The following is a 21,698-nucleotide window of genomic DNA, read 5'->3' on the forward strand; positions in this document are numbered from 1 at the left end:
CAAAATATTATCATTTTATTGGTTTTATATATTAAAAAAATATAGGTAACATTGTATTTTATTTGTAATTTTTTTTTTATATAAAACCCAGTTGTTTGGTAATGTTAGAGATTTTTGTTTTTCTTGTTCTATATAAATAAAAGAATTTTTTTTAATCCATTTTTTATTTTCTAATAAATCAATAGTTTTTTTGACTAAATCTTTATAATAAGGAGGATCAATAAAGATTATATCATATGGTTTTCTAGATTTTTTTAACCAATCGAATGTATTAGTACGTATAATCTCTGCATTACATATTTTTAATGCTTTTATATTTTTTTTTAAATTAAAAAATGTTTTTTTTTCTATTTCCAGAAAAGTTGCACATGTAGCATACCGAGATATAGCTTCTATTCCTAATGCGCCACTACCTGCAAAACAATCAAGACATCGAGAGTTTTTAATATATTTAGATAACCATTCAAATAGTGTTTCTCTTATTTGATTAGTAGTAGGACGTAAATTTGAGATATTATTAAAAGATATTTTTCTTCCTTTAAGTTTTCCAGAAATAATATAAATTTTGCCGTTTTTTTTAAAAAAAGAATTATTCATTTTGTTAGAATATTTATGTTAGTGATATAATTTATTTAAATATTAATATTAATAAAAAATTAAATAAATATTTTTTAATACTTAATTTTAAAAAATATAATTTTTATTTACAAACTACAAGGTAAATAATATGGTAGATAAAAGAAAAAATGGTTTTTTTTCTTGGTTAAGTTCTAAAATAAAAAAAAAGAAAACAACAGATGTAATAAAAAATAATCAAGAAGAAAAAAATAGTTTTAACAGTAAAGCAGAATATGCTTCAGAACCTATATTAATTAAAAAAGATAATATAGAAATATTAAAAAATTCTAGTAATAATCTAGAAAACAGACAGAATACAAAAAAAAGTTTTTTTTCACGTTTAAAACAAAGTTTAAAAAAAACACAAAAATTTCTTGGAGAGGGAATTAGTCATATTTTTTTATCTAAAAAAATTGATAGTGTGCTTTTCGAAGAATTAGAAGAAAAGATGTTACTTGCTGATATTGGAATTAACACCACTAATCGAATTATTAGTAATTTAATTAAAGATGTTAATCGTAAGGATTTAAAAAATTCTGAAAAACTGTATTTTTTATTGAAAAAAAATATGTATAACATTTTAAAAAAAGTAGAAGCACCTTTAGAAATATCTAATCATACTCCTTTTATAATTTTAGTAGTAGGAGTTAATGGTACAGGAAAGACTACAACAGTTGCTAAACTAGCACAGAAATATAAACTAGAAGGAAAATCGATAATGTTAGCTGCTGCAGATACGTTTAGAGCTGCAGGTATAGAACAATTACAAGTACTAGCAAAATTAAATAACATACCAGTAGTAGCACAGCGTTCTGGTGCAGATCCTGCAGCAGTGATATTTGATGCAGTAAAATCAGCAAAATCAAAAAAAATAGATGTTTTAATTATTGATACAGCTGGTAGATTACATAATAAATTACATCTAATGGAAGAACTAAAAAAAATAGTTAGAGTAATTAAAAAAATAGATGTTTCTGCACCGCATGAAAAAATATTAATTGTGGATTCTTGTAATGGACAAAATACAATACAACAAACAGAAATGTTTCATAAATCATTAGATTTAACCGGAATTATCATTACAAAATTAGATGGAACAGCGAAAGGAGGAGTTGTTTTTTCTTTAGCTGATCAATTTAAAATTCCTATTCGTTATATTGGAATTGGTGAAAAAACACAGGACTTAGGTGTCTTTAATAGTCAAGAATTTATTGAGTCTATATTCACATAAAAAAGAAAATATTATTAAATATTAATTTAAAGAAATTATTAAGAATAGATGAATTATTTTATATAAATCTTTGATTTATATTTTTAATTGAAGTATTATAGATGTGTCCCACATGTTAATAATTCAGTATATATAATTCATTGATGCGGGAATTAAAATGATTAACAAAGTACAGATTTTATCTGTAACACCACCAAGTAATTTAGATGCTTATATTAGAATAGCTAACTTATGGCCGATGCTATCCATCGAAGAAGAAAAAATACTCACTAAACGATTACGTTATAATAGCGATTTAGATGCCGCAAAAACTTTGATTTTATCCCATCTCCGTTTTGTAATCCATATTTCACGCAACTATTCAGGATACGGTTTACTTCAAGCTGATCTTATACAAGAAGGTAATATCGGATTAATGAAAGCAGTGCGTAGATTCAACCCAGAAATAGGAGTTCGTCTTGTTTCTTTTGCTGTCCATTGGATTAAATCTGAAATACATGAATATGTTTTACGTAATTGGCGTATCGTTAAGGTTGCAACTACTAAATCTCAAAGAAAACTATTTTTTAATTTGAGAAAAACTAAAAAAAGATTGGGTTGGTTTAATGAAGAAGAAATTCAAATAGTTGCTAGAGAATTAGGAGTAAGCAGTAGAGATGTAAGAGAAATGGAATCTCGTATGTCTGCTCAAGATATTACTTTCAATCCATTACCAGAAGAAGATTTTGATGGTAAAATAAATAGCTCTTCTATACAATATTTGCAAGATAAAAAATCAAATTTTGCTAGTAGTGTGGAGCAAGACAATTGGGAAGAACATGCTGTAAATAAACTGAGTAATGCGCTTTTAAGATTAGATGAACGTAGTCGTCATATTATTTATGCGCGTTGGCTAGATAAAACTAAAAAAAACACTTTGCAAACTATAGCAAATAATTACGGTATTTCTGCTGAACGGGTTCGACAATTAGAAAAAAATGCAATGAAAAAATTAAAAATAGCTATAGAAGATTAGATAAAGACGTGATTTTTGACATTATATAATTTAGTTTTATTAAAAATGTTTATATAGAGTATGAGATTGAGTGTTATTAAATCGAAGACTCATACTCTTTTTTAAATTTAATAGATATTTTTTTATATAAATTTTATTCTACTGTTACTGATTTTGCAAGATGTCTCGGTTGATCAATGTCTTTTCCTTTTTTTAATGCAATGTAATAAGCAAGTAACTGCAAAGGTATTATATAAAAAATAGGTGCTATTAGTTCTTCTACATATGGAAGTTTTATAATATTCATATTATCTTCATGATCAAATTCTTGATCTGAAAAAACATAAATTAAACCTCCTCTAGAACATATCTCTTTAATGTTCTTCTTATTTTTCTCTAATAATGAATTTTTAGGAGCGATCATAATAACCGGTATATTTTTATCAATGAGTGCAAGAGGACCGTGCTTAAGTTCTCCAGATGGATATGCTTCAGCATGAATATAAGCAATTTCTTTTAATTTCAAAGCTCCTTCCATTGCAATTGGATATTGATTACCTCGTCCAAGATACAGTATATTTTTTTTGTTAGCTAATATATTAGCCACGTTTTTTATTATGTAATTTTTTTTTAAAATTTTTTCAATTCTAACAGGTAACAAATTCAAAGTTTGTACAATTTTTTTTGATATGCTGGTGTTTTCTTCTTTTACATTTATTATTTTAGCGACCAACATAAGTAAAACAGTTAGTTGAGTTGTAAAAGATTTTGTTGAAGCTACTCCTATTTCTAAGCCTGCTTTAGTTAGTATATAGAAATCAGATTCTTTCACTAAAGATGAACTTTCCATATTACATATGGTTAAGTTTCCTAGATATCCAAGTTTTTTGGAATATCTTAATGCTAATAATGTGTCCGCAGTTTCACCTGATTGTGATAAAGTAATTAGTAAACTTTTTTTTCTTACAGTTAATTTTCTTGAAGAAAATTCAGATGCAATTTCAACATCACAAGGAATATTCGCAAGTGATTCAAACCAATGTTTAGAAACCATTGCCGCATTATATGATGTACCACATGCAACTATTTGAATGTTTTCTGTATTACAAAATACATCATTTGCTTCTGATGCTAATTCAGAAAAATATACTTTATTTTTATTTTTTAAACGATTTTTTAAAGTGTTGCGAATTGATTTAGGCTGTTCATATATTTCTTTTTCCATATAATGACGATACTTTCCTTTTTTTACTGATTTATATTCTGAATTGGATATGATTTCTTTTCGTTTAATAAAAAAATTGTCTTTATTGAAAATATTAATTTCTTTTTTTTTAACAATCGCAATATCACCTTCTTCTAAGTATATAAAACGTTTTGTTACATGTAATAATGCGATTTGATCAGAAGATATAAAATTTTCTTCTATTCCTAATCCTATAATTAACGGGCTTCCAGAACGTGCAGCTATCAATTTTGAAGGATTATTTTTGTCAATTACAACCATACTATAATTACCATCTAACTGTTTTATGCTATTTTGTATAACTTTTTTCAGAGAATTTTGTTTTTTATTTTGTTCCCAGTGTAATAAATGTGCAATTACTTCTGTATCAGTATCAGAAGAGAATATATATCCTTTTTTTTGTAAAAAAAGACGTAATATAGAATTATTCTCAATAATTCCATTATGTACAACAACAATATTTGAAGAAATATGTGGATGAGTATTTTCTTTTGAAACTTTCCCATGAGTAGCCCATCGAGTATGAGCTACACCAATATTACCAAGTATTTTTTTTTTGTTTGTTTTTTTTATAAGTTCATTAACTTTTCCAACACAACGAATTCGAATAATATTGTTTTCATTATCTATCACAGCTAATCCTGAAGAATCATATCCTCGATATTCTAGTTTTTTAATGCTGTCGACAAGAAAATTAGCAACATTACGTTGTGTTACTGCAGCAACAATACCACACATATTGATACCTTTTATTTTTTATTAAAATATTTTATTTTAAAAGTAAATATATTAGTCTGATAAATTATAAAAATTATTTTTGATTGATTTTATGAGGTCGCGTCCAATTTTTTTTGTATTTTTGTTCTTTAGCATTATAAACTAAACAAGGTGTGTTCACATCTTTAGTTAAGGTAGTTCCTGCTGCAATAGTTGTATTTTTTACAATTTTTATAGGTGCAACTAATTGTGTATTAGAACCTACTAAAACATTATCACCAATAATAGTTTTAAATTTATTTATCCCATCATAATTACATGTTATACTACCAGCTCCAACATTTACTTTCGAACCAATTTCAGAATCACCAAGATAACTTAAGTGTTTTACTTTAGATTGTTTTTTTATAAAACTATCTTTAATTTCAACAAAATTACCTATATGAACATTTTCATCTAATAAAGTATTTGAACGTAAATGAGCAAATGGACCTATGATGCAATTTTTTCCTATTTTAGCATTTTCTATAATTGTATATGCTTGAATGTTAGTTTGACTATCAATAATACTATTTTTAATAATACAACCAGGACCAATTTTAACATTATCACCTAAAATAACATGATATTCCAGAATAACACCTGTATCTATTTCAATATTTTGACCGTGTTGTAATGTTCCTCTAAGAAAAAAATGAGATGGATCTTTTATTATGACTCCATTAGCAAGTAAGTTTTTAATTTGTTTTTTTTGAAAAATATTTTCTAAAATAGATAATTGTAATTTATTATTTATACCTAATATTTCTTCATGATTTGATGGTTGTACTGTTGTAATAAAACTACCTTCAAGATAAGCTAAAGAGACAATATTTGTCGCATAAAATTCTTGTTTGTTATTTTTTTTATCAATTTTTTCTAACCATCTTTTTAAATTTCTTCTTTTTGCTATAAAAACTCCTGAATATACTTCTTTAATATTTTTTTGTTTATTATTTGCATCTTTTTCTTCTATTATGCCGATAACTTTTCCTTTTTTTCTTAAAATACGTCCATATCCATTAGGATTTTTTATTTTTGCAGTTAATAAACTGATTTTTGATTTTTTTTTAGATGTTTGTAGTTTTTTTATTGATTCAAGTGAAATAAATGGTACATCACCATATAGAACTAGTATATTTTCATTATCTGAAATTTTTTTTATTGCGAGCAGTATAGCTTGTCCAGTTCCTTGTGGTTTTTCTTGTATGACCCATTCAATTGGAATATTATGCGCATTAGAAAATTTAATTTTTTTTTGAGAATTGTAAACTAGTATAATTCTTTTAGGTTTTATAGATTGTGCAGTTTGTATTACATGTTCTAAAATTGTTTTATTTCCTAAACAATGTAATACTTTAGGATGATTAGATTTCATTCTGGTTCCTTTCCCAGCAGCAAGTATTACTACAATTATATCTTGTATTAACATAAATACCCTTTTTGCAATATGTTATTAAATAAAATGTTTTTAATGTATTAATCTTATAAATAAAATGTTTATATATTAATTTATGTATATATAATATGTTTTTATAATAAAATATATTATATTTTTTAAGGTTTTTTTATGACTTATATTATTGCAGTAGATTTAGACGGTACCTTGCTTTCTTCAGAGAACAAAATAACAAAATATACTGCAGAGATTATACGATTATTAATAGAAAAAAATTTTTATTTTGTTTTTGCTTCAGGTCGTCATTATATAGATGTCATGGAAATTAGAGATAGTTTAAAAATAAAGATTTTTATGATTACTTCAAATGGTGCTAAAATTTATAATTTAGATGATGAACTAATATTTAGTGATAATTTAGAAATAAATATTGCTTCGACACTTTGTAGAATAGAATATTTAGATCCAGAAATTATCACACAAGTATATCAAAATAATAAATGGTATATAAATAACAATAAAATAGATAATAAATTTTGTCCTGCTCTTTCATCGTTAAAATATGAATATTTTCATCCAGACCATTTAGATTTTAATAATATTAGTAAAATTTTTTTTACAAGTAGAAATTTTCAGAAATTATATGTTCTTAAAAAGAAAATTACTGACTTTTATGGTAGTAAAATTCATATCAATTTTTCAGTACCAGGTTGTCTTGAAATTGTATCCGGAACTACTTCAAAAGGTTATGGATTGAAATTAATATCTAATTTGCTAGGCATTTCTTTAAATAATTGTATTGCTTTTGGTGATGGAATGAATGATCAAGATATGTTAACTATTGCTGGAAAAGCATATATTATGCAAAACGCAGATTCACGTTTAAAAGACATATTACCCCATATTGAAATTATTGGCAGTAATAATAATGATGGTGTTGCGAGATGTTTAAATAAAAATTTTATAGAAAATCATGAAAATATATCATAAGTTTAATAAAAAATTAACATTTTTTAATAAAAATATTTTTTCTTAATATACTACGAATAAACTGCAAATGAGTAGAGACGTGCAAACGAATAGAATGAACAAAATTTTGGATAACTAGTTCTTTTTGTTCACCATTACGTATAGCTGCATATAATCGTGCCCATATTCCATCTCCTATTCTTTTTGTTACGATCAAACCTTGACGTTCAAAGTTCTCTACCACCCAATGTGGTAGTGCAGCAATTCCCATTTGTGCTGATACCATTTGAATTAAAAGTAATGTGTTATTAACATTTTTAAAAATAGGTATAATTCCAGATGGTTGTAAAAAATATTTCCATATGTCTAGTCTACGTCTTTGAATAGGATAAGTCATTAATATTTCAGATGCAAGATCTTGAGGTATGATATTATTTTCTTTTAACACAAGAGGATGATTAGGAGATAACACTAGACGTACTTCAAAATCAAATATTGGCATATAAAATAAATTACTTCGAGGTAATACTTCTGAAGTAAGTACAATATCGAGCTTGCCTTGTTGTAAAAATGTTTGAGGATTAAAATTCATCTCAGAATAAAAATCTATGTCTATTTTTGGATATTTTTTTTGAAAAACTTTTAGTACTGGAGTTAACCATTGAATACAGCTATGACATTCAATTGCTAATCGAATTCTCATACAATGAGATTCTGTACATGATTGTATTGCTGTTTGTATTTTTGGTAATATTTCTTCAGATAATTTAAGTAAAATTTTACCCTTAATTGTAAATATTATAGGATTAGTTTTTCGAATAAATAATTTAAATCCTATTTTTTTTTCTAATTGGTTACATTGATGTGATATTGCTGATTGTGTTTGATGTAGTTGAATTGCCGCTGCACTTAATGAACCATTATTTTTTAACGCTTGTAATGTTCGAAGATGTTTTATTTCAATCATGAGATTCCTTCATATCAAGAATTAAGTATTTAAGCTTGATAATTTTCTTTAATACTAGAATTATAGAATATATATTTTATATAAAGCAATTATAAATTATTTTTACACTAAAAATCTCATTTATAAAACATAAGGTATTTAAAATGACAATTTTAAATCATACTCTTGGTTTTCCAAGAATAGGTTTGAATCGTGAATTAAAAAAAGCCCAAGAAAAATATTGGTCTGGTGAACTTGCACTTAAAGATTTGTTATCAGTTGGTCGCGAGTTGAGAAAAAAACACTGGCAAAAACAAAAAGAGTCTGGAATTGACTATATCCCAGTTGGAGATTTTGCTTGGTATGATCATGTATTAACAACTAGTATGATGTTAGGAAATATTCCAGAAAGACATAATAATATCACTAATTCTATTGATTTAGATTGTTTATTTCGTATTGCAAGAGGTTGTGCTCCAGATGTTTCAGCTTCAGAAATGACTAAATGGTTTAATACTAATTATCATTATATTGTACCTGAATTCTATAAAAATAAAGTTTTAAAATTTTCTTGGACACAAATTCTAGATGAAGTTGATGAAGCGTTATTATTAGGATATAGAGTTAAACCTATACTTTTAGGTCCACTTACATATCTTTGGTTAGGAAAAGTAAAAGGGGAAAATTTTAATCGTCTTGATCTTTTAAAAGATATAATTCCAATATATAAATATGTTTTAACTGAATTATTTAAACGTGGTGTTGATCTTGTTCAAATTGATGAACCTACATTGGTTTTTGAATTACCTAAAAAATGGAAAGATGCTTATTTTTACGTTTATAAAGAACTATTTGGAATCACAAAACTATTACTTACAACATATTTTGATAGTATTGAACACAATATAGAATTTATTCGTGATTTACCAGTTCAAGGTATTCATATTGATTTGATTTTTGGAAAGTATAATTTAACGGATTTTGTTTCTAAAATATCATCAGAATGGATCTTGTCTTTAGGTGTGATTAATGGTCGAAATATTTGGCGTTCTGATCTTTTAAAATGGTTTAAAATTATTAAATTAATTGCAAAAAATCATACAAGAATACTAATTGGTTCATCCTGTTCTCTTTTACATACACCAATTGATTTAGAAAAAGAAAAAAAATTAGATAAAGAAGTAAAAGAATGGTTTTCTTTTTCTGTACAAAAATGTATAGAGTTAGGGTTATTATCAAATGCTTTGAATAATAATGATATTAATGCAATTACGAAATGGAGTTTGCCTATTCATGAACGTAAATTTTCTAAAAGAGTACATAAAATTGAAGTAGAAAACCGTTTATCTAATCTTTCAATGAATACATATAAACGTTTAAATTCTTATAAAATTCGTGCTATAGAACAGAATAAAAAATTTAATTTACCTATTTTACCTATTACTACCATCGGTTCTTTTCCTCAAACTATTGATATAAGAAAATTACGTCGTAATTTTAAATTAGGATTAATAACTAACGAAGAATATACAAAAGGCATTAAAATACATATTAAAAAAGTTATAAGAATACAAGAAGAATTAGGTATAGATGTTTTAGTTCATGGTGAAGCTGAAAGAAATGATATGGTAGAATATTTTAGTGAACATTTAGATGGTTTTGTATTTACAGATAACGGATGGGTACAGAGTTATGGTTCACGTTGTGTAAAACCGCCTATTATTATTGGAGATATTAGCCGTCCAAAACCAATTACCATAGAATGGTCTAAATATGCTCAATCTTTAACTAAAAAACCAGTTAAAGGGATGTTAACAGGACCAGTTACAATTTTATTATGGTCTTTTCCTAGAGAAGATATTTCATTGAAAAAAATTGCAACACAAATTTCTTTGGCATTATATGATGAAGTTTTAGATTTAGAAAAACAAAAAATAGAAATAATTCAAATTGATGAACCGGCATTACGAGAAGGTTTGCCTTTACGAAAAAGTTCTTGGTATGAATATTTATCTTGGGCTGTTGACGTATTTCGATTAAGTTCTTCAGGAGTTAAAAACACCACACAAATTCATACACATATGTGCTATTGTGAATTTAATGATATAATAAACTCTATTGCGTTATTAGATGCTGATGTAATTACAATTGAAACAGCTCGTTCAGATATGGAATTGCTAGAATCATTCAAAGAATTTAGCTATCCTAATGAAGTTGGTCCGGGAGTGTACGACATTCATTCTCCTAATATACCAAATGCCAAATTAATTACTATTCTTTTAAATAAAGCAATGAAATATATTCCTGTAAAACGTCTGTGGGTAAATCCAGATTGCGGTTTAAAAACAAGAAATTGGAACGAAACAATGCTAGCTTTGAAAAATATGGTTAAAGCAACGAAAAAATTAAGAGAAAAAATTAAAGAAAGTGATCTTAATTAAATCTATTTATTTTTGATTTTTGGAATATAATCTTGTTATTAAATCATCTTTTAGATTATTTCAAAAAATCTAAATGATGATTTAATTGTTATAAATTATTACATCCTTTGTAAATCAAAAAACAATTAATGTTTGAAATGACGCTTATTAGTAAAAATCATTGCTATATTATATTCATTTGCTGCTTGAATGGTTTCTTTATCGCGTATTGAACCTCCTGGTTGAATTATACAACTAATACCAACAGAGGCAGCACTGTCTATTCCATCTCGAAAAGGGAAAAAAGCATCGGAAGCCATAGTTGCACCAATAACATTAAAACCGTGATCTTTCGCTTTTATATTAGCTAATTTAGTCGAATAAATCCTGCTCATTTGACCAGCTCCTATTGCAATAGTAACTTGATCACGACCATATACGATTGCATTAGATTTTACAAATTTAGCGACTTTCCAACAGAAAATAGCATCTTTTAGTTCTGTTGTTTTTGGGTTTCTTTTTGTAACAAAATTCCATGATTTATAATTTGTATTATAAGAATCATGTTCTTGTACAATTAATCCATTAGTAATTTTTTTTAAATCTAGACCCATTTTATTTTTTTGTAACTTCCCAGTAACAAGTACTCTTATATTTTGTTTTTTTTCTAATATTTTTAGTGCTAAATCACTTATTTCAGGAATAATAATAACTTCAACAAATTGTTGATCAATAATTTTTTGAGCAGTTTTTTCATCGAGTATATAGTTAAAAGCAATTACGCCTCCAAATGCTGAAATAGGATCAGCATGGTATGCTAATAAATATGATTTTAAAATATTATTACTTACTGCTACACCACAAGGATTTCCATGTTTTACAATAACACACGCGGGTTTACTAAATTCTTTTACGCATTCTAATGCTATATCGGAATCTGATATATTATTATATGATAAAGTTTTTCCTTGAATTTGATGTGCTGTGCTAATTGTTCCGGATTGGAATATATGTTTTTCTATATAAAAAGATGCTTTTTGATGATAATTTTCTCCATATCTTAAGTCTTGTTTTTTTATAAAAGAAAAGTTTATTTCTTGAGGAAAAAAATTATTTTTGTCATTTTTGTGAAAACTATTTTTTTTTGTAAAATATTGTGAAATAATTTTTTCATAAGACAATGTGTATTCAAATGCTTTAGATGCTAAAAAAAATCTTTTTTCGCTATTCATGGTATTATTATTAATAGAATTAATAATAAATTGAAAATCACGGATATCTACTATGATTATAACATTCTTATAATTTTTTGCAGAAGCGCGTACAAGTGTCGGTCCACCTATATCAATATTATTGATAATATCATCTATGTTATTTTTGTTTATATTTTTTATTTTTTCAAATGGATAAAAGTTTACGATAACGATATCTATTGGACAAATATCATATAATTTCATAATTTTCTTGTCTTTGTCTTTTCTTCTTAAAATACCACCCATAACTTTGGGATGTAATGTTTTAATTCGTCCATCCATTATTTCGGGAAATTTTGTATAATCTGAAATTTCAGTAACAAGTATATTATTTTTTTTTAAGATCTGAGCAGTTCCTCCTGTAGAAAATAAATTGATTTTATTTTTTATTAATGTTTTTGCTATTTCTAAAATATCTGTTTTATCAGAAACACTAATTAATGCATTTTTTATAAGATGATTAGATGGCATAATATATTTTCTTATTTTTAAAAAAATTAAATATTTTTTTATATTCAGATTATTTTAAATATATAATTATTTTTATTAAAATGATTATTAATAGAATATTTATTTAGTGAGGGGCATTATGCCCCTTGAAATGTGTTGTGAGTTACAATCATTTAATTGCATTTTTTAATGTTTTGCCAGATGTAAAACTAGTAACTTTAGTCGCGGGGATATGTATTTCTTTTCCTGTTTGAGGGTTTCGTCCTATACGAGATGATCTTAAATTAACTTTAAAAGTACCAAATCCAACTATTTGTACAGATTCGCCTTTTTTTAAAGAATCAATAATAGTTGACAATGTCGTTTCTAAAGTCAATTTCGCTTGTATTTTAGATAAATTAGATTTCTTAGAAATAATATCGATTAATTGAGTTTTATTCATTATTTTTCCTTTTTTTATTTAAATGTAAAAATTAATAATTTATTTAGATATTATTTTTATAAATTTAGATGGAAAAATTTATATTAAAACTATTTTTTTTATAGTAAGTTTTTATGTGCGTTTTTTATATGAAAGAAGAATTATATTTCTTTTATATTATATAATTTTTTATTAATTAAAAATTTTTATATTTATTAAAAACAATATAAAAAGAAAGAAGAATTAGTTTACAAATTCATTTCTGAAAGAAATTTAAATATTTAATATATCTGAATATTATTAATAAAGAGATTACATGAAAACTATATATTTATTTTAAAAAAATTATTTTTTAAAAAATAATAAAATTAAATAATTCTGTATTTTGTTTTAAAATTGTCTTGTATATTCTTATTAAATTCAATAATTTTTTAAAAAAATGATTATTTTTATAAACTAGTTTAATATATTCATACAATAATATGAAATTATTATATTTCTACTGTGGCTGCTTTTAAGAGCAGCCATAATTTAGATATATAAAAATATTAAAGATCATTTATTTTTCTATAAGAGTAGAATTTAATAATTCTGAAAGACTAGCAGAAGCTTCTTCAGCGCTGATTTGAGAACTACTAACTGTTGGACTGTTATGTTTTTTTTGACGACGATTAAAACGTTCTTTATGATATGCATATCCCGTTCCAGCAGGAATTAAACGACCAACAATTACATTTTCTTTTAATCCTCTTAATTCATCTTTTTTTCCTGCTACTGCAGATTCAGTTAATACTCTTGTCGTTTCTTGAAAAGAAGCTGCAGATATAAAAGATTCTGTTGCAAGTGATGCTTTAGTAATTCCCAATAAATCTCTTGAAAAAGTAGCTGTTATTTTCTTTTTTTTCTCTAATATTCGATTTGAAATTTTTATACGAGAAAATTCAACTTGTTCACCTTCTAAAAAATCAGAATCTCCTGATTTAATTATAGTAGCTTTCCGCAGCATTTGTCTTATGATTACTTCAATATGTTTATCATTAATTTTTACACCTTGTAGACGGTATACTTCCTGTACTTCGTTGACAATATATCTAGTTACAGCTTGAACTCCTCTTAATCGAAGGATGTCATGTGGTGATTCTGGTCCATCAGATACCACATCTCCTCTTTCCACCCTTTCTCCTTCAAAGACATTTAATTGTCTCCATTTTGGAATCATTTCTTCATAGGAATCGTTACCATTTACTGGTGTAATAACTAATCTTCTTTTTCCCTTAGTTTCTTTCCCAAAAGATATAATACCACTTATTTCTGCTAAAATTGCTAATTCTTTCGGACGTCTAGCTTCAAATAAATCTGCAACTCTTGGTAGTCCACCAGTTATATCTTTAGTACCTCCAGATTCTTGTGGTACGCGCGCTAATGTATCACCAGAACTAATTTGGACTCCATCATTAAGTTGCACAATAGCTTTTCCCGGTAAAAAATATTGTGCAGGCATGTCTGTTCCTGAAATAAGAACATCTTTTCCATTACAGTCAACAATTTTTAATGCTGGTCTTAAATCTTTTCCAATCGACATTCTTTCGGCTGTATCTAATATTACTATAGAAGATAAACCGGTCAATTCATCTGCTTGTCTTGTAATACTTTGACCATCAATCATATCTAGAAAACGAACGAAACCATTAACTTCAGTAATAACTGGCATGGTATGTGGATCCCATTTAGCAACAGTTTCGCCGGAGTTGACTTTTTCACCATCTCCTTTAGCCATAATAGCTCCATAAGGAACTTTATAGCTTTCCTTCGTTCTTCCAAAATTATCAATAATATTAAGTTCTACATTTCTTGAAGTAATAACTATTTTACCGCTAGAATTAGTTACAGATTTCGCATTATTGAGATTTATAATACCGTGATTTTTTATTTGAATACTAGATTCTGCTGCAGCTCTTGACGCTGCACCTCCAATGTGGAAGGTTCTCATAGTCAGCTGTGTACCTGGTTCTCCTATAGATTGAGCAGCGATTACACCGATGGCCTCTCCTTTATTTACTAAATTTCCTCGAGCTAAATCTCGACCATAACAATAAGCGCAAACACCAAAATCAGTTTCACAATTTACTACGGATCTTACTTTAACATTGTCTATAGAATTATATTCTAAAAGATCACATAATTGTTCATTTAATAATGTGTTTCTTTTAATTAATGTATTTTGAGTATTCGGAATCATAATGTTTTCTGCGGTAATTCTACCTAAAACACGTTCTCGTAATGGTTCTTTTACATCACCTCCTTCAATTAACGGAGTCATTAAAATTCCTTCATGTGTTCGACAATCATCTTGTGTTACAACTAAATCTTGTGCTACGTCTACTAAACGACGAGTTAAATAGCCAGAGTTAGCAGTTTTTAGTGCTGTATCTGCTAATCCTTTACGTGCTCCATGTGTAGAAATAAAGTATTGCAAAACATTTAAACCTTCTCGAAAATTAGCTGTAATCGGTGTTTCAATAATAGAACCATCAGGTTTTGCCATTAATCCTCTCATACCAGCTAATTGACGAATTTGTGCAGCAGAACCACGTGCTCCGGAATCAGCCATCATAAATATACTATTAAAAGATATTTGTTTTTGTTTTTCACCTTTCTTGTTGGTAACAGACTCTGTAGATAAGTTTTCCATCATAGCTTTAGCTACTCTCTCATTAGCTGCTGCCCAAATATCAATAACTTTATTATATCTTTCACCTGCTGTGACTAATCCAGATTGAAATTGTTCTTGTATTTCAGCTACTTCTATTTCTGCTTCATGAATAATATTTGCTTTTTTTTCTGGTATCACCATATCATCAATACCAACTGAGGATCCTGATCTTGCTGCATAAGCGAAACCAGTATACATAATTTGATCAGCAAAAAATACAGTAGATTTAAGTCCTAAAATACGATAACAAGTATTAAGCATTTTTGAAATATCTTTTTTGCCTAAAGTATGGTTAATAATACTAAAGGGTAGTCCTTTAGGAATAATCATCCATAAAATTGCTCGCCCTATAGTAGTAGTGACAATTTTTTTTGTTGTGCTAAAACTTTGATCTTCATTTTTTTGATATTCTATTATTCGTACCCTTACTATCGAATGTAGTTCTGCAACGCCTAAACGATAAACTTTTTCCGCTTCATTAGAACCATTTAATAACATCCCTTCACCTTTTCCGTTTATTTTTTCACGAGTCATATAATACAACCCTAAAACAACATCCTGAGAAGGTACAATAATTGGTTCTCCATTAGCTGGGGATAAAATATTATTAGTTGACATCATTAAAGCCCTAGATTCTAATTGTGATTCTAGAGTCAATGGAACATGTACAGCCATTTGATCTCCATCAAAATCGGCGTTATAAGCTGCACACACTAGCGGGTGGAGTTGAATTGCTTTTCCTTCTATAAGAACTGGTTCAAATGCTTGTATTCCCAACCTATGTAAAGTAGGTGCTCGATTCAAAAGAACTGGATGTTCACGAATTACTTCATCTAAAATATCCCATACTACTGCTTCTTCTCTTTCTACCATTTTTTTCGCTGCTTTAATGGTAGTTGCTAAACCACGAACTTCTAATTTTCCATATATAAATGGTTTAAAAAGTTCTAATGCCATTTTTTTAGGTAAACCACATTGATGTAAGTGAAGATAAGGTCCTACAGTGATTACTGAACGACCAGAATAATCTACACGTTTTCCTAGAAGATTTTGTCGAAATCGGCCTTGTTTTCCCTTAATCATATCAGCTAATGATTTAAGAGGTCTTTTGTTCGATCCTGTTATAGCCCTTCCTCTTCTACCGTTATCTAGTAATGCATCTACTGCTTCTTGTAGCATTCTTTTTTCATTACGTACAATTATATCTGGAGCAGCTAGATCTAATAAACGTTTAAGACGATTATTTCTATTAATAACTCGGCGATATAAATCGTTTAAATCTGATGTTGCAAATCTTCCTCCATCTAATGGTACTAATGGTCTAAGATCAGGTGGTAACACTGGTAATACATTTAGAATCATCCATTCAGGTTTATTATGAGAATGAATAAAAGATTCTAATAATTTGATTCTTTTAGTTAGTTTTTTTCTTTTAGTTTCAGAATTAGTTTCATTTAATTCTATACGCAATTTATTACATTCTTGAACTAAATTAATATCTTTTAATAGAAATTGAATTGCTTCTGCTCCCATTGTAGCATAGAATTCATCTCCAAATTCTTCTAGCGAATCTAGATATTGTTCTTCAGTTAAAATTTGACGTTTTTCGAGATTAGTCATACCTGTTTCGATAACAACATAAGATTCAAAATATAGTACTCTTTCAATATCTCTCAAAGGCATATCTAACAATAAACCTATTCGTGATGGCAAAGATTTTAAAAACCAAATATGAGCTGTGGGTGAAGAAAGTTCTATATGACCCATTCTTTCACGTCTAACTTTGCTTTGTGTGACTTCAACTCCACATTTTTCACAAATTACACCTCGATGTTTTAATCTCTTATATTTACCACATAAACATTCATAATCTTTTACTGGACCAAAAATACGTGCACAAAACAATCCATCTCGTTCTGGTTTAAATGTACGATAATTAATAGTTTCAGGTTTTTTAACTTCCCCAAATGACCAAGATCTAATCATATCAGGTGAAGCTAATGAGATTTTAATAGCATCAAAATCTTCATTTTTAGTTTGAGATTTTAGAAATTTTAGTAAATCTTTCACGCATTAGCTCTCGTTGGAGTTAAACTTTTAAGGTAATAAATATATAAATATTTTTTATTATATTTCTGATATTGTTATTCGCTTTCTAGTTCAATGTTAATTCCTAATGATCGAATTTCTTTTAAAAGTACATTAAAAGACTCCGGCATTCCAGGTTCCATTTGATGATTTCCGTCTACAATATTTTTGTACATTTTAGTTCTTCCATTTACGTCATCGGATTTAACAGTTAACATTTCTTGCAATGTATAGGAAGCTCCGTACGCTTCTAATGCCCAAACTTCCATTTCACCAAAACGTTGTCCACCAAACTGAGCTTTTCCACCTAGTGGTTGTTGAGTTACTAAACTATAAGATCCAGTAGAACGAGCATGCATTTTATCATCTACTAAATGATTTAATTTTAACATGTACATATAACCAACAGTAACAGGTCTTTCAAATTCTTCTCCTGTTCTTCCATCGAAAAGTGTGATTTGTCCAGAAGTAGGTAAACCTGCAAATTTTAACATTTTTTTTATTTCATTTTCCTGTGCACCATCAAATACTGGTGTAGAAATAGGCATACCATTTTTTAAATTTTCAGCTAAATGTAATATTTCTTCATTTGAAAATGTATCTAAATTTACTTTTTGACGCAAGTTATCTCCTAAGTTAAAAGCTTTTTGGATAAATGTACGTAAATTAGATATTTTTTCTTGTGTTTTAAGCATATGATTGATTTTATCACCAATACCTTTTGCTGCCATGCCTAAATGAGTTTCTAATATTTGTCCAATATTCATACGAGATGGGACGCCTAATGGATTTAAAACAATATCGACTGGTATACCATTTTTATCATAAGGCATATCTTCAATAGGATTAATTTTAGAAATTACTCCTTTATTGCCATGTCTTCCTGCCATTTTATCGCCAGGTTGAATTTGACGTTTAACTGCTAAATATACCTTAACTATTTTTAAAACACCTGGAGCAAGATCGTCACCTTGTGTGATTTTTCGACGTTTTATTTCAATTTTTTTATTGAATTCTTCTTTTAATTCACTGTGTTGTTTTGCAAGTTTGTCTACTTCTTTTTTTTTGTCTTTTTGTTTAATTTCTATAGAAAACCATTTTTCAAAAGGTAGTGCATGAAGTTGTTCTGTTTCAATATTTAAAGATTTAAAAGTTTTTTTAATATGAGTGAATAAACTTAATTCAAATATTTTAAACTCTTCAGTTAAGTCTTTTTTAATTTTTTTAATTTGCATGTCTTCAATTTCTAAAGCTCGTTTATCTTTTTTTACACCATCTCTTGTGAATATTTGCACGTCTATTACGGTCCCTGATACTCCATTAGGAACTCGTAATGAAGAATCTTTTACATCTGATGCTTTTTCTCCAAAAATAGCACGTAATAATTTTTCTTCTGGTGTTAATTGAGTTTCTCCTTTCGGAGTTACTTTGCCGACTAGTATGTCTCCTCCAGTTACTTCTGCACCAATATAAACAATGCCTGATTCATCTAACTTGCATAACGCAGCTTCACCTACATTAGGTATATCTGAACTAATTTCTTCCGCTCCTAATTTAGTATCTCGTGATATACATGATAATTCTTGAATATGAATTGTAGTAAAACAGTCTTCTTGAACAACTCTTTCTGATACTAGAATTGAATCTTCAAAATTGTATCCATTCCAAGGCATAAATGCTACACGCATATTTTGTCCTAATGCAAGTTCTCCTAAATCAGTAGACGGTCCATCTGCTAGAACATCACCTTTCTTAATTTTTTCACCTAAATTGACACAGGGTTTTTGATTTATGCAAGTGTTTTGATTTGATCGAGTATATTTAGTTAAATTGTAGATATCTATTCCGGCTTCTCCTGAGCGCATTTCTTTTTCATTGATTTTGATTACGATACGTGAAGCATCTACATATTGAACAAAACCACTTCTTTTAGCTACTGCCGTAACACCAGAATCTACTGCTACTGCTCGTTCCATTCCTGTTCCAATTAAAGGTTTATCTGCTTTAAGAGTAGGTACTGCCTGACGTTGCATATTAGCACCCATTAATGCTCTATTTGCATCGTCATGTTCAAGAAAAGGAATTAAAGATGCACCAACAGATACAATCTGCTGAGTAGAAACATCCATATAATTTACTTGATCACGATTAAATAAACTAGATTCACCTTTATGTCGACAAGTTACTAAATCGTCAGTAAAGAAACCAGTTTTGTCAATGTTAGTATTGGCTTGTGCAATAATATAATTACCTTCTTCTATAGCAGATAGATAGTGAATTTCTTCAGTTACTAAACCGTTTCTAACTTTTCGATAAGGTGTTTCTAAAAATCCATATGAATTTGTTTGAGCATACACGGATAAAGAATTAATCAATCCAATATTCGGACCTTCTGGTGTTTCTATGGGACACACGCGTCCATAATGAGTAGGATGAACATCTCGCACTTCAAAGCCTGCTCTTTCTCTAGTTAAACCACCTAAACCTAATGCTGAAATCCGTCTTTTATGTGTGATTTCTGATAAAGGATTGTTTTGATCCATAAATTGTGATAATTGACTAGAACCAAAAAATTCTTTAACAGCAGCTGATATTGGTTTGGCATTAATCATATCTTGTGGCATAAGAGTGTCTAAATCACCGATAGACAATCTTTCTTTAACTGCTCTTTCTACTCTCACTAAACCAATTCTAAATTGATTCTCTGCCATTTCACCAACAGATCTAACACGTCTATTACCTAAATGATCAATATCATCTACTTCTCCTTTTCCATTACGAATATCAATAATTTTTTTTATCACATCTATAATATCTTCTTTATTTAAAGTTCCTGAACCTTCAATTTCTTTACGCAAAAGAGATCTGTTAAATTTCATTCTACCAACAGAAGAGAGATCATACCTATCTTCAGAAAAAAATAAATTTTCAAACAAGTTTTCTGTTGCTTCTTTAGTAGGTGGTTCTCCAGGTCTCATAACTCGATAAATTTCTATTAAAGCACTTATACGATCGTGAGCTGAATCTATTCGTAGTGTTTCAGATATATATGGACCATGATCTAAATCATTAGTAAATAATGTTTCAATAGAATGAAAACCTGATTTTTTTAATTTTTCTAATATTTCTAAAGATAGTTCTGTGTTAGATAAAATAATTATTTCGCCTGTTTTTGGATCTACATAGTTTTTAGATACAATTCTTCCTAAAATATATTCAACAGGAACTACAATAGATTTAATTTTATTTCTTTTGAGTTCTTGAATATGTCTAGCAGTAATACGACGTCCTTTTTCGATATATATTCTTCCATTTTTTTTAATTTCAAATGATGCAGTTTCACCACGAAGTCTTTCAGGTACTAAGTTTAATTTAATTTCATTATTTTCTATGTTGAAAATATTTTTTTCAAAGAAGATATTTAATATTTCTTCTGTATTATAATTAAGAGCACGTAAAAGAATACTTACTGGTAATTTTCTACGTCTATCAATTCTAACAAATAAATTATCTTTGGGATCAAATTCAAAATCTAACCAAGATCCTCGATAAGGAATAATTCGGGCATTATAGAGGACTTTTCCTGAAGAATGTGTTTTACCTTTGTCACTATCAAAAAACACTCCAGGACTACGATGTAATTGAGAGACAACTACTCTTTCCGTCCCATTAATTATAAATGTTCCATTATTTGTCATTAAAGGGATTTCACCCATATAAACTTCTTGTTCTTTAATATCTTTAACAGTAGCTTCTAGTATGTCACGTTCATAGATAACTAAGCGTAATCTTACTCTCAATGGTGCTGAATAAGTGGAACCTCTTATTTGACATTCTTTCACATCAAATATTGTTTCTCCTAAACGATAACTAACATATTGAAGTTCAGAATTTCCATTATAACCACGGATAGGAAATATAGAACGAAATGCTGCTTCTAATCCGTATTGACCTTCTAAATCTGGTTGAATAAATTTTTTAAAAGAATCTAATTGAATCGAAAGTAGATACGGTATATCTAAAACTTTAGGACGTTTTCCAAAATCTTTACGAATGCGTTTTTTTTCGGTATAAGAGTAAACCATGGGGTTCCTAAGCTCGTTGACAGATAAGTTAAAAATTAATTTATCTTTTTATCTGAAGGGGAGACAGTTGTAATTTTGTTTTAAGAATTTGAATTATGTTTTATAATTT

The 21,698-nt window shown here is 27.9% G+C and carries 12 protein-coding genes; 4 read left to right on the forward strand and 8 right to left on the reverse strand.

Annotated features, from left to right (window positions below; translation table 11 throughout):
* Window positions 1–24 precede the first annotated feature (24 nt).
* A complete protein-coding gene (gene rsmD / locus D9V72_RS00115; RefSeq protein WP_158354386.1) occupies window positions 25–597 on the reverse strand; it encodes a 16S rRNA (guanine(966)-N(2))-methyltransferase RsmD in 573 nt (190 codons plus the stop codon).
* 130 nt (window positions 598–727) lie between these two features.
* Between rsmD and ftsY the strand changes: the two genes are divergently transcribed.
* Window positions 728–1,849 (forward strand): signal recognition particle-docking protein FtsY, encoded by a 1,122-nt coding sequence (ftsY, locus tag D9V72_RS00120; RefSeq protein ID WP_158354388.1) that lies wholly within the window; start codon window positions 728–730, stop codon window positions 1,847–1,849.
* 157 nt (window positions 1,850–2,006) lie between these two features.
* Window positions 2,007–2,864, forward strand: a complete 858-nt coding sequence (gene rpoH / locus D9V72_RS00125) for an RNA polymerase sigma factor RpoH (protein ID WP_158354390.1) — start codon at window positions 2,007–2,009, stop codon at window positions 2,862–2,864.
* A 133-nt stretch (window positions 2,865–2,997) separates the two neighbouring features.
* Here rpoH and glmS read toward each other — a convergent pair whose 3' ends face one another.
* Complete coding sequence (glmS, locus tag D9V72_RS00130) at window positions 2,998–4,827, reverse strand: glutamine--fructose-6-phosphate transaminase (isomerizing) (protein WP_158354392.1); 1,830 nt, start codon at window positions 4,825–4,827, stop codon at window positions 2,998–3,000.
* Between the two features lie 73 nt (window positions 4,828–4,900).
* The gene (gene glmU / locus D9V72_RS00135) at window positions 4,901–6,277 is read right to left on the reverse strand and encodes a bifunctional UDP-N-acetylglucosamine diphosphorylase/glucosamine-1-phosphate N-acetyltransferase GlmU (RefSeq protein ID WP_158354394.1); all 1,377 of its coding nucleotides are present in this window, start codon (window positions 6,275–6,277) and stop codon (window positions 4,901–4,903) included.
* Between the two features lie 138 nt (window positions 6,278–6,415).
* Between glmU and D9V72_RS00140 the strand changes: the two genes are divergently transcribed.
* The gene (locus D9V72_RS00140; protein ID WP_158354396.1) at window positions 6,416–7,234 is read left to right on the forward strand and encodes a Cof-type HAD-IIB family hydrolase; all 819 of its coding nucleotides are present in this window, start codon (window positions 6,416–6,418) and stop codon (window positions 7,232–7,234) included.
* A gap of 13 nt (window positions 7,235–7,247) precedes the next feature.
* On the opposite strand, the gene metR is transcribed toward D9V72_RS00140, so the two are convergent.
* Window positions 7,248–8,180: an HTH-type transcriptional regulator MetR gene (gene metR, locus D9V72_RS00145; protein WP_158354398.1), complete on the reverse strand. Its 933-nt coding sequence runs from the start codon at window positions 8,178–8,180 to the stop codon at window positions 7,248–7,250.
* A gap of 143 nt (window positions 8,181–8,323) precedes the next feature.
* Between metR and metE the strand changes: the two genes are divergently transcribed.
* The gene (metE, locus tag D9V72_RS00150; protein ID WP_158354400.1) at window positions 8,324–10,600 is read left to right on the forward strand and encodes a 5-methyltetrahydropteroyltriglutamate--homocysteine S-methyltransferase; all 2,277 of its coding nucleotides are present in this window, start codon (window positions 8,324–8,326) and stop codon (window positions 10,598–10,600) included.
* A 125-nt stretch (window positions 10,601–10,725) separates the two neighbouring features.
* Here metE and purH read toward each other — a convergent pair whose 3' ends face one another.
* The 4 genes from purH to rpoB form a co-directional block, all read right to left on the reverse strand.
* Window positions 10,726–12,303: a bifunctional phosphoribosylaminoimidazolecarboxamide formyltransferase/IMP cyclohydrolase gene (purH, locus tag D9V72_RS00155; protein ID WP_158354402.1), complete on the reverse strand. Its 1,578-nt coding sequence runs from the start codon at window positions 12,301–12,303 to the stop codon at window positions 10,726–10,728.
* A gap of 148 nt (window positions 12,304–12,451) precedes the next feature.
* The gene (locus D9V72_RS00160) at window positions 12,452–12,724 is read right to left on the reverse strand and encodes an HU family DNA-binding protein (protein ID WP_158354404.1); all 273 of its coding nucleotides are present in this window, start codon (window positions 12,722–12,724) and stop codon (window positions 12,452–12,454) included.
* Between the two features lie 538 nt (window positions 12,725–13,262).
* On the reverse strand, window positions 13,263–17,486 hold the full coding sequence (gene rpoC / locus D9V72_RS00165; protein ID WP_158354406.1) for a DNA-directed RNA polymerase subunit beta': 4,224 nt from the start codon (window positions 17,484–17,486) through the stop codon (window positions 13,263–13,265).
* A gap of 74 nt (window positions 17,487–17,560) precedes the next feature.
* Complete coding sequence (gene rpoB / locus D9V72_RS00170; RefSeq protein WP_158354408.1) at window positions 17,561–21,589, reverse strand: DNA-directed RNA polymerase subunit beta; 4,029 nt, start codon at window positions 21,587–21,589, stop codon at window positions 17,561–17,563.
* Window positions 21,590–21,698: the final 109 nt, after the last annotated feature.

It is taken from the genome of Buchnera aphidicola (Macrosiphum gaurae), assembly GCF_005080965.1.
GTDB lineage: Bacteria > Pseudomonadota > Gammaproteobacteria > Enterobacterales > Enterobacteriaceae > Buchnera > Buchnera aphidicola_S.